At 57.3% G+C, this 10,891-nt stretch carries 8 protein-coding genes, 1 tRNA gene and 1 rRNA gene; 4 read left to right on the forward strand and 6 right to left on the reverse strand.

Features of this window, described 5'->3' with window-relative positions:
• Positions 1-392 precede the first annotated feature (392 nt).
• Positions 393-518 (forward strand): hypothetical protein, encoded by a 126-nt coding sequence (locus NT137_01720; GenBank protein ID MCX6652060.1) that lies wholly within the window; start codon positions 393-395, stop codon positions 516-518.
• A gap of 267 nt (positions 519-785) precedes the next feature.
• On the opposite strand, the gene NT137_01725 is transcribed toward NT137_01720, so the two are convergent.
• From NT137_01725 to NT137_01750, 6 genes are all read right to left on the reverse strand, one after another.
• Positions 786-1,181, reverse strand: coding sequence for a hypothetical protein (locus tag NT137_01725; protein ID MCX6652061.1), 396 nt, complete (start codon positions 1,179-1,181; stop codon positions 786-788).
• Positions 1,182-1,340: 159 nt separating this feature from the next.
• Positions 1,341-1,428: transfer RNA gene (locus NT137_01730), tRNA-Leu, on the reverse strand.
• A 91-nt stretch (positions 1,429-1,519) separates the two neighbouring features.
• Positions 1,520-2,407, reverse strand: coding sequence for a type II methionyl aminopeptidase (map, locus tag NT137_01735; GenBank protein MCX6652062.1), 888 nt, complete (start codon positions 2,405-2,407; stop codon positions 1,520-1,522).
• A complete protein-coding gene (locus NT137_01740) occupies positions 2,400-3,041 on the reverse strand; it encodes an L-threonylcarbamoyladenylate synthase (GenBank protein ID MCX6652063.1) in 642 nt (213 codons plus the stop codon). Before NT137_01740 ends, map begins: the two co-directional genes overlap by 8 nt.
• Position 3,042: 1 nt before the next feature.
• Positions 3,043-3,684: an MBL fold metallo-hydrolase gene (locus NT137_01745; protein ID MCX6652064.1), complete on the reverse strand. Its 642-nt coding sequence runs from the start codon at positions 3,682-3,684 to the stop codon at positions 3,043-3,045.
• 67 nt (positions 3,685-3,751) lie between these two features.
• A complete protein-coding gene (locus NT137_01750; protein ID MCX6652065.1) occupies positions 3,752-7,039 on the reverse strand; it encodes a clostripain-related cysteine peptidase in 3,288 nt (1,095 codons plus the stop codon).
• Between the two features lie 330 nt (positions 7,040-7,369).
• Here NT137_01750 and NT137_01755 point away from each other — a divergent pair, with 330 nt between their 5' ends.
• The 3 genes from NT137_01755 to NT137_01765 all read left to right on the forward strand — a co-directional run.
• Positions 7,370-8,473 carry a hypothetical protein gene (locus NT137_01755; GenBank protein MCX6652066.1) on the forward strand — a complete coding sequence of 368 codons (1,104 nt, stop codon included), beginning with the start codon at positions 7,370-7,372 and terminating at the stop codon, positions 8,471-8,473.
• Between the two features lie 5 nt (positions 8,474-8,478).
• Complete coding sequence (gene sucD, locus NT137_01760; protein MCX6652067.1) at positions 8,479-9,348, forward strand: succinate--CoA ligase subunit alpha; 870 nt, start codon at positions 8,479-8,481, stop codon at positions 9,346-9,348.
• A 476-nt stretch (positions 9,349-9,824) separates the two neighbouring features.
• Positions 9,825-10,891: ribosomal RNA gene (locus tag NT137_01765) — 23S ribosomal RNA — on the forward strand; the annotation flags it as partial.

Consider the following 10,891-nt stretch of genomic DNA (forward strand, 5'->3'; position numbering starts at 1 on the left):
GAACGGGCAACGATCAGAACGCGAGCATTCTGCCTGGCTGCTTCGATCGCCGCGCGGAGCCCTGCTCCACCGCCCCCTATCACGAGGACGTCCGTCTCAATGGTCCGGGTCATCTTCCGGCCTCAGTCCTTCTCTCCGCAGGCGATGGTATCAGTAAATAACTTCTCCTGCAAGCATCGCCCGGGGCAAACGAAGGCTCTGCGAATCAATGAGGGTAGGAAGCGAATGGAGCTGCTTTTCATACCGACATTTATATACAGGCAGAAGACATCACAAATCATTCCCTAAGCCGTCTTGAGGCGGACTGGGGAATATAATACCATAGGTAGAATATAATGTACGGAAAACCCAGAAGTGGTGGTTACGGTAGGCGCGACGACAGACCGCGAGAGATGTGCGATGTGACTTGCTCCGACTGCGGGGCAGCAACTCAGGTGCCATTCAAGCCGACCGAAGGAAGACCGGTCTACTGCAAGGATTGCTACCAGAAGCACAAGCCGAAGAGAGACAGGTTCTAAGAACCGATCTCTCCAACTTTTTCTTTAAACCACTTGTCTTATCCCTTCGTTTTCTCGATTCCTAGCGCCGACATCTCATTCATGCTGGGGCAATTCAGTTTCTGCCGACCGTGGCGATTAGGCCATTGGAATAGTCTTTTAAGAAGGCCAGCTGCCCTTGCACCTTCAACATGGTGCGTATGAAGAAGGGAAGGCGACGAGTCAGGACGGTCTGTTCGAAGACGACGAGGCGATCCGTCCAGCTCGTGATTTGGCGTTTTGTGGTTGCTACAATGCTAGCACGGAGATGCCCACGGCGACCAGTATCACTGCGACAATGAACAGTATGACCACAGCGAAAACGACCGCCAAGATCGCGATCGCCAGTGCCGCAAGCCAGCCGACCCTGAACAACCCCTTGAAGAGCCCTAGGAATGCGATGAAGCTAACGATGGACGCCACCAACACGGCGGTGGTCGAACTGGTGAAGATGTTCGTGACGACGTAGGTGATTGCATAGACGACCACGAACACTATGCCTCCCAATAGCATTCCGATCATGGCCGCTCCCATTGTCGCTTTTCCCTGAGTCAGCACCTTCGCCGCTAGCCAAAGCGGTATCGAAACAATCACCCAAGCTACCAGCAATACTACGATGGCGATCAACAACAGCAAGATATCCAAGGTCTTTCCTCCTAGAGGTTAATCCTCCCGATATCTATCGGAGCCGCCCGTATTAAACGTTTACCGGACCTGCATTCCAGAAGATGCGTCCTTGGAGCCAACTGATTTCTCACTGAATTTGATAGGGCCGGAATACTTTGCAGCCGATATACAATGGAATGGTGCGAGAGGCCGGATTTGAACCGGCGAACCTCTTCAGGAACAGATCTTGAGTCTGTCGCCTTTGACCTGGCTTGGCTACCCTCGCAGAGGAACTGAACTCGTAACCGAGAGCACCTTATTAAACTTGTCCGAGAAGCTAGCTATTTCCCAGGCTCAGGCTCAATCGCCTGGCCCCGTCAGGTGGTGACTTCCACGCCGGTGGGCAATACTATGACGGTGTGCTCGGTCTGGCTCACCACGCCCTCGCGCACCTCGCGCAGAATGGCGTAGCTGGAGATGTGCCCATGCCGGACCAGGGTCTTCAGATGTGCTGGGGCCTGAGGGTCAATGGCCGTGCACCATCTTTCGCAGAAGGGCAGGGTCCCGAACTCCACCTTGATGCGCTGGAAGAGCTCATTGGCCTTGGAATCCCGCATGGGTTTGTCCCTTAGGACCCGATAGATGTTCCCTGGGCGGTCGCTGAATATCTGTCCAGCACCGTTGGTGGCGAATGGCTCGATGGCCAGGACCATTTCGTCCTTGATGCGTTGGGGTGATTTGTCGTCCACGTTGGGAACGGTCAGTCCAGCATGCAGGTTGTAGCGTTTCATTCCGTGCCCGGTCAGATTGACCACCGGCTTGAACCCGGCGGCGCGTATGGTACGTTCCACTCCTCCGCCGACGGTGCTCACGGAGACATCGTTCGCCACCATCTGCACCGCCACCCTGAGGGCGTTCGATGAGGCTTCGATAAGAGGTGTCCAGTTCTTCGTTCCCACCTCCACCGTGACAGCCGTATCGCCGATGTATCCGTCGACGTGCGCTCCTACGTCCAGCTTCACCACCTGCCCCTTCTCGAACACTGTCATGTCATCCGTAGAGGGGGTGTAGTGCGCCGCGACATCGTTGATGCCGATGTTCACGGGGAAAGCCGGTCTCGCTCCCCGCCTTAGGATGATGGCCTCCACTTCATCGGCCACTACGGCGAGCTTCACCCCTTCGCGGATGAGCGAGGCACCGTGCATGCGCGCCTCGCGCGAGATCGCGCCGGCCTTTCGCAGGCAGGTCAGGACTTCCTCATCCATCGAGCGCCGCCTCAATCCGCTTATCTGATATCGCCCCGTGCCGGATGATCTCCATCTCACCATCACGCACGGTGACGATGGTGGAGTGGACTCCCAACTTCGTCTTCCCGCAGTCGAGGTAGATGCTGACCGCATCCCCCAGGTCCCTGACGGTGTTCTTGATCGTCACCGGATCGGGCTTGGAGTGCAGATTGGCTGATGTGGAGGTAATTGGGCCGAAGGCCTTGATGATGCGCAGCGCCAACGGTTGGTCCGGCATGCGTATGCCCACCTCATCGGAAGCGGAGGTGACGATATCGGGAATTATCGGCTTCTTGATCAGGATGAGTGTGATCGGCCCGGGCATGAACCGCTCCGCCAGCTTGCGCGATGTAGAATCCATGATGGCGATCCGCTCCAGCATCTCCATGTCGCTGACCGCGATGGACAGAGGCATGTCGAACGGCCTCCTCTTGGCCATATAGACGCGTTTCACGGCCGTCTCATCCAGCGGATTGGCCCCTAGACCGTAGAGCGTCTCCGTCGGGTAGACCACCAGATGTCCCGCTTGCAGTTCTCCCTTCACCTTGTTGGCCTCGGCTTCCGAGAGTTCGAATCCCTTGCCTACCTTCTTCGCGCACTTCAGTATCTCCAATTCAGCACTCTCCTAGATACCAGATGGCCTCTTCGATGGTCCGCTTGCCATCACCCAGGACGCTTGGACCATGACCCGGAAACACATCCTTGACGTTCAATCGGCCGAGCCTTGTTATTGATGACCTCAATGCCTCAAGATCGCCCGAAGGAAAATCCCAACGGCCCACACCTTCAGCGAAGACCGTGTCACCCGAGACGAGGATGCCCGTGCTCTCTTCAAAGAGGCAGATGCTTCCGGAAGTGTGGCCGGGGGTGTGAAGCACCTGGAACTCGTGCGTTCCCGTGCTCAACTTGGTACCCTCATCCAACGTAGCCACGTCCAGCTTGCATCCTGGAATCCCGAACATGAGGGAGAGTGTCTGCTGACCATCCCCCTTCCGCAGCACCTCGGCATCCTCGGCGTGGGCCATCAGCACTGCATTGAGACGACGGACCAGCTCATCCGCGCCGCCCACGTGGTCGAAGTGACGGTGCGTCAGCACAACCCTTCTTATGCTCTGCAGGGGCACCCACTTGGATACCTTCCGAAGCATGCCCTCCAGGTTCTCGCCCGTGCCCGTGTCCACCAATATCGGGTCGGTGCCGTCGATGAGAAACACATTGCAGTCGATCCCGGTTCCAGGTAGGCAGTGGACTGACATTTGCATTTCCGAAGTTGGAGGTCATATTTAAACTTCTTTCTCACCTTCGTTCGCAACTGGTGCTCCTTCAACTTATCCTCTGGCCACAGTTGCCGCAGAAGCCGCCACCTGACGCGGGCGAACCGCAGTGCGGGCAGAAGGCGATGCTGGGTGAGGTGGTCTGAGGTCCAACGGGACCAGATGGAGCAGTGGAGGGTGAGACCGGTCCCGGTGCCACAGTGTCCGTTGGAGGCGCTCGGCGGCGAGATCTCGAACGTAGGACAACTGCCACGACTACCGCCAGGATCGCAGCCCCTATCCCGACCAAGGCGAGCATCAAGATGAGGCTGTTGTCGATGCCCGTTCCGGATCCACCTGAGGACCCGCTCTGGGCCTTCGCCTCCACGGATGCGGATGCTTGGCTCTGCCCTATTCCATTGACCGCCACCACTGAGTAGTAGTACGTCTGACCCGACGTCACGCTGGTGTCCGTGTAGGCACAATTGCCGCAGGTCACCAGCTGCGTCTGCGAGCTGGGACTGCTGCCCCGGTAGACGATGTACTGCGTGATCGGCGAACCGTGATTGTTCGGTGCGCTCCAAGTGAGCACGATGCGATCGCTATGCTCCTCCTTGCTGATGGACCCTACTGGGTCCGGTGCCGAGCCCGAGCCTCCACTGGACGTCGTCTGGATGATTGAAGAGAAGACGCTGGACCCGAAATCGCTGGTCGCCCTAACCTTGTAGTAGTACGTCTGACCGGCGCTGATGTTGATATCCACCAGCCGGGTTCCGGGGACCGTTCGGTAGAAGGGCATCGAGCCAATCGAGGTGCCGCGATATACCTCGTAGTTCTTGATTTGAAAACCTCCGTCGCTGGCCGGGGCGGTCCAACTGACGGTGATGGAGGATGTGTCATTGATCGCTCCTGGCACTCGGGGTGCTGAAGGGTCTGTAAAGAGCACGACCTGATATTCAGGGATGACCTCCGCTCCCCAAACGCCATGGTAGGCTCCGATCTTGACGTAGTACTTGCCAGCGATAAGTTGATCGGCGTCGATTAGAGAGAAGTAGCCGTCGCCCGAATCATCGTCGAAAAGCAGGTGGCTGCTTGGAGTTCCGGCGGAGGTGTAGAGCCACATTTGGGTATCTCCAGTATCTCCCTGGGTCTCGATGTAAGCCCTTCCGGACGAATACGTTGTGAAACAGAGCCAATCGACGTCGTCGCCTTGCTCTCCAATGCTATGGGACTGGGCCTGGCCAGGGGTGAGTTCCGTCGATTGCTGATAGCCCCCATCCGGCTCGAACTGATCGTCGATGGAGAACGAGGTCAGGTTGAACTTGTACGACGGGATCTCATCGTCATTCTGGAACTCCTCCACCGCCGCATAATACGTTCCGGCCGGCAAATCGAAGCTTACGATTTTTGAGAACAGGCCTATGCCGGAGTCATCGTCCCAATCCAGTTCATAGAGTCCGAGGATGGTGTCCTCGTAGAGGAAAAGCCTCGTGTCCCCCGCCGGGCCATAGGTCTCGATGAGAACGTTGGTCGTCTGCGAGAGAGTGAATGTCACCCAATCCACATCAGCCCCGGCGTTGCCTATGGAGTGCGTCTGCGACTCCCCTAGGGCTATCGGACTTGCATGATTGGAGTCGTCGTCAGGCTCGTAGCTATCTCCGGTGAGCGGCTTGATCAGTGAGAGGGAGTAGGAAGTAATCTCATCGTTCTGGCCATACTCTGTAACCTTCAGGTAGTACGTTCCCGCTGCCAAGGCCACATCCAAACGGGAAAAGCGCCCGTTGCCATCATCATCCGAGAAGATGTATGTGGTCGGCACGTCCGACTGTGCGTATAGGTAGATGACCGTGTCCCCCGAAACTCCGTCGGTCATGAGAACGACGTTCTCGCTGGTCGTCAAAGTGAAATATACCCAGTCCACATCCGCCCCGCCCTGATCGATGGAGTGGATCTGTGGTTGCCCTGCGACCAATTCGGACGCTTGCGCATAGGAATCGTCAAGCTCGAAGGGATCTGCGGTCGCAGCTCCTCCACTCGAGGTCGAGAAGTAGGTGTTGAGGAAATCATCCCAGGTGAGGTCGCTGGTGAAGATGAGACTGGAGGCGTATCCCGTCTGGTCATAGTCCGAAGCGATGGAAGGGAAGTAGATACTCAGGCCATGGACGGAAGCATGCTGGGCCCCATGGCGCTCGTTGCTGACGGCGGAATCCACGGCATCCATGACAGCCTGCGCGGCAGTGGCGATCGCTCCCGTCCCTAGACTAGATTTGACCAGCTGTGCGAAATGATACAAATCCACGTAATACGTGTACGCGAACCCATCCGTCTGGGCGCGGGCGTTCTTTATTTGAGTCTCGCTGACACCCCAGTCGGATATCATGGCGTTGGCGAACCCCTGGACTGCCATCCCTAGAGCGGACATCTGAGCGCTGATGACGGAGGATTGCGTTTCCTTCCCTGCGGGGGGGTAGGACTCCGCGTAGCGGTTCACCACGACATCCGCCAGCTGCATGCCGGTCATGGATGGGGTGGTCTTGAGATCGCCCAGCACCTTATCATAGGGCCACCCTTGCCCGGGTTCGGTTTCTTCAGAGAAAGCGAAGGCATCTGAGTATTGTTTGAGGTCGTAGGCGACCTCGGCCATGCCCATAAGGCATGCATCAAAACCTATCACGCTCAGGTGGGCCGATTGAGAAGCCAGGGCCAGGCTGATGCCAGATCGCAGCTCCGGCATGCTCAATGCGTCGCCGCTCGCGGACTCATCACTGCAAACCCCTCCGTGCCAACCACCCCCATGGTCCCAAAGCACCAGGGCATAACGTTGGGCCGGATAAGTCGAAATGGCCCACTCCATGAAGTTCCTCAGGGTGACCGGGTCGCCCATGTTGACCTCGCCAATATCTGCGAGAGCATTGGATGTGATGGGTGTACTCCCTTGCGCGACCAGGAACCGCTTGGCGGTCGTCCAATCACCATAGCCGGTCGAGTATCCGCTAGCTCTGTCCATCTGCACCACTATGTTCATGGCCGTGCTCGTGCCCACCGAAGACATCTCAATGAAGTCGTCCAAACCAGCCTCTTCGAGGTTGCAGTCAGCATCCAGATAAACCATGAATGTCCAAGGGACAGCTACCTTGGCCTGGTCGGTGACCGAGAAGCCTGCCGATTCCCCCATCGAGAGGGGCTCTGCACCATCCGGGGATGCGAGGGGGAATCGGGTCGGGGTCGGATCGGATCGGGTCTGGTCCGTTGCCTCCGGCGAATCCGTCGACCCCGTGCACGCCTGGCTGATCCCTAGTGCAGATATGAGGAGCAGACTCACCAGCAATAGAGCACCAATCCTCGTTTTCCCCACCATTCCACGACCTAGACCGCTGCGCCTTGGTCTAATAATTGTATCCATTTGCGGTATTTTATATGATTGGCTGAGAAGAACGCGACGATGGAGGTCCACCTTCGATAGTGGAATCGGCGATGAAGGCGGAGAAGCGTGCCGTTTGCCATGGCCAGCTTGCTTCATTCATATCTGACACCCTAGTCCCAGACCTCGGTCTGTTCCAACACCCAGACACTCGTGCGTTGAGGCAAGGGCAGAGAAGCAAAGAAGGAGAGATAGGGACGGACCCCGCGTCACGTCATGTCAAAGTAGTTTCATTAGCAGCCGGATGGATTATGCACGAGGTTGAGAATGAAGCTCATCGAGGCTCGAGGCAAGGAACTGTTCCGCAGGTTCGATATCCCAGTGCCAGAGGGCTACCTCGCCCGCTCCCCGGATGAGGTTCGTCCTCCTAGCAAGCCAATGGCGATAAAGGCGCAGGTTCGCTCCGGAGGGAGAGGACGTGCAGGCGGGATCCGCTTCGCTTCCGGCCTCGACCAGATGAAGCGGGCCGTTTCTGAGATGCTTTCCATGCAGATTTCGGGCGAGATGGTAAGAGAGGTCCTGGTCGAGGAACGGCTGAACATCCTGCGGGAGTTCTACGTTAGCCTCTCCCTTGATCGCAGCTCAGGTCTGCCCCTACTCCTGGTGATATCCCAAGGAGGGATGGAAGTGGAAGCCGTCGAATCGACGAGGACCAACAGCTGGCACGTCCATCCCTTCGTCGGGTTCCAGGACCATATCGCTCGCCAGGCGGCGGACTTCTTGCTCCTCGATTCCGAGCAATCTGGACAATTGCGCAAGCTGCTGAACGACCTATGGACCCTCTTCTGGGAAATGGATTGCGAACTGGTGGAGGTCAACCCCCTGGCAATGACGGTGGACGGCAGGCTCATCGCCGCCGATTCCAAGGTGGTCCTGGATGATGACGCATTGTTCAGGCACCCAGAACTGCCTTTGGACGAACTGGGAACCACCGCTCTGGAAATTGAGGCAAAGGGGCGAGGCATCTCGTTGGTCCAGCTCGAAGGCGACATAGGGGTCATAGCCAATGGCGCTGGACTGACCATGGCCACTCTTGACAATCTGGCGATTCGGGGTGGCAAAGGAGGAGTTTTCCTCGATCTGGGCGGAACCGATGATGATAAGGTGGTCGAGGGAGCGATGGAACTCATTCTCAAGGCGCGACCCAAGGCCATCCTGGTGAACATCTTTGGAGGGATAACCCGCTGCGACACTGTGGCCGAAGGCCTGATCGCCGCGCGAAGACGTTTGCGGATCGAGATACCGCTGGTGGTCCGCGTCCTAGGGGTCAATGAAGCGGAAGCGCTTGAATTGCTGGCAGCTGAGGGAGTGAAGGCGCTGTACGATCTCGACGAGGCATGCGTGGAGGTTGTCAGGCTGAAGGGGGGGTGATCGTCGTGACGGTGATCATTGATGATGAGACGAGGGTGCTCGTCCAGGGCATCACCGGCCATCAGGGCTCGTTCCACGCGCTGAGCATGTTGGAAATGGGCACCAAGGTCGTAGGCGGCACCTCTCCGGGAAGAGGGGGCTCAAAGGTCGGAGAACTGCCGGTCTTCGATACTGTGGCGGCGTCGGTTAAGGAGACCAGGGCGAACACATCAGTCGTCTTCGTTCCGGCCAGGTTCGCATTGGACGCGGTCATCGAAGCCTTGGAGGCTGGCATCGAGGCGGTGGTGGTGATCTCCGAGCATATCCCCCAGCACGATTCCATGATCATGATCCAGTACGCGCGACTCAATGGAGCTCGCATTCTCGGCCCCAACTGCCCCGGGCTTGCGAACCCGAGGAGAGGCAAGTTAGGCATCATGCCGAGCATGATATTCAGGCGGGGGAGCACGGGGGTCGTCTCTCGCAGCGGCACGCTCACCTACGAGATCGTGAACGCCTTGACGCAGGCTGGGATAGGACAGTCTACCTGCGTCGGCATCGGAGGAGACCCCATCATCGGCACCGACTTCGTAAAGGTGCTGGAGATGTTCGAGCAGGATGTGGAGACGGAGTCGGTCGTGCTCGTGGGCGAGATAGGTGGCTTCGCAGAAGAAGAGGCAGCGGAGTTCATTCGCGCAAGAATGACGAAGCCGGTGGTGGCATACATCGCCGGTCGCACCGCCCCTCCGGAGAAGCGCATGGGACACGCGGGAGCGATCATAGCTCGAGGGCTAGGCACGGCCAGCAGCAAGATCGCGGCTTTGAACAAAGCAGGCGTCAAGGTGGCATCGTTACCGATGGACGTCCCTCCCCTGTTGAAGAACGCTTTGAACTAGGATGAGGGCAGACCCCCTCTACTACGTTACTTAGATACCAAGAAGGAGACCTTTCCTCGTTCCGTTCGTCTTAGCGGACAAGCCCCGACCCCTTTTCGTTGGTCGGAAGCGATCCGTGCGATGAACAGAAATGCGCCCCATCGACGGTCGTGCCAGATTGTCACCCATTCTGCTCACAACAGTTATATACGACATCTATGCTAGGGGATATTCCCCACCCGAGGGGAATGGGCTTATTCCTATTGACCATGTGAAGCCATGGCGGGGAACAACGTATAAATATCACCTCGGGCATGAAGGGGCTCACTGCGCCGTGCCATACATATGGCCGCGGTGAGTCAATTTGAGAAGAGAGGTGCACCCGGAGAGGTTGTTTCCGGGGAAGTGGATAGGGCGGTTCGACGGAGGAAGGCGTCGAAGCGGGCCCCATGATCCAATCACACGCAATCTGGACGTATGTTAAGTCGACAGTCTAAATGGCAAATTTGCTAAGCCGTTTGGGGAATCGCTCGGCTCGAGCGCCGAAGAAGGTCGTGTCAAGCTGCGAAAAGCGCCGGGTAGGTGCAAGAAGCCTATGATCCGGTGACCGCCGAATGGGACTTCCTAGTCTTCGAACTGGTCCGGAAGGATCGGGAACGCGGGGGATCGAAACATCCTAGTACCCGCAGGAAAAGAAATCAACCGAGATGCCGTCAGTAAAGGCGATCGAACGCGGCACAGGGTAAACCGAATGCCTCTCCGAAAGGAGAGGTACGTGTGGTGTTGTTGGACTTGGTACGTCCTCCTCAGCGAATCGGAAGTCGACTGGAACGTCGCACCATAGAGGGTGATAGTCCCGTACGAGCAAACTGAGAGGATGAATCTGAGTATCCAGAGTATCGCGCGTTGGATATCGCGCGTGAATCCGGGGGACACTTACCTCCAACCCTAAAAACGTCTCGAGACCGATAGTGGAGTAGTAGCGTGAGTGAACACTGAAAAGTACCCTTGACGGGAGGTTAAAAGTGCGTGAAACCAAACGGCTATATTCAGATACGGCATGAAAGGGAAGAAGTCGCAAGATGGACCAGTGTCGTATCGTCCGTTTCGAATAACGGGCCAGGGAGTTCTGATCAATGGCGAGACTAAGCTCGTAGGAGCGGAGTCGCAGGGAAACCGAAGGTCCGCAACGCCGCAAGGCGCTAGGGACTAGGTGCGCTCGCCTGGAGTCATTGGTGGGAAACCCGAAGCCAGTTGATCTATGCCTGGATAGGTTGAAGCCTCTCGAAAGAGAGGTGGAGGACCGAACCGGTAATGATGTGCAAATCTTTCGGATGATCTGGGCATAGGGGTGAAAGGCCAATCTAAACTGGGAATAGCTGGTTCCTCCTGAAACTAGTCGCAGCTAGATCTCAGCCGAGGTCGATCGTGGGGTAGAGCACTGATTAGGAGCTTAGGTCGGGAAACCGATCGGTTCCTTGTCAAACTCCGAACTTGCGATCACCGTAGACGCTGGGAGTGAGGGCCTCTGGGGTAAGCTTGGGGTCCGTAAGGGAATGCAACC

Source organism: Methanomassiliicoccales archaeon (assembly GCA_026394375.1).
In the GTDB taxonomy this organism is placed as follows: domain Archaea; phylum Thermoplasmatota; class Thermoplasmata; order Methanomassiliicoccales; family UBA472; genus JAJRAL01.

What these genes read in the sequence shown, in the direction of transcription:
- map (MCX6652062.1), bottom strand. Translation starts at nt 2,407, where the DNA reads ATGGATGAGGAAGTCCTGACCTGCCTGCGAAAGGCCGGCGCGATCTCG.
- NT137_01755 (MCX6652066.1), top strand. Translation starts at nt 7,370, where the DNA reads ATGAAGCTCATCGAGGCTCGAGGCAAGGAACTGTTCCGCAGGTTCGAT.
- NT137_01720 (MCX6652060.1), top strand. Translation starts at nt 393, where the DNA reads ATGTGCGATGTGACTTGCTCCGACTGCGGGGCAGCAACTCAGGTGCCA.
- NT137_01745 (MCX6652064.1), bottom strand. Translation starts at nt 3,684, where the DNA reads ATGTCAGTCCACTGCCTACCTGGAACCGGGATCGACTGCAATGTGTTT.
- NT137_01750 (MCX6652065.1), bottom strand. Translation starts at nt 7,039, where the DNA reads ATGGTGGGGAAAACGAGGATTGGTGCTCTATTGCTGGTGAGTCTGCTC.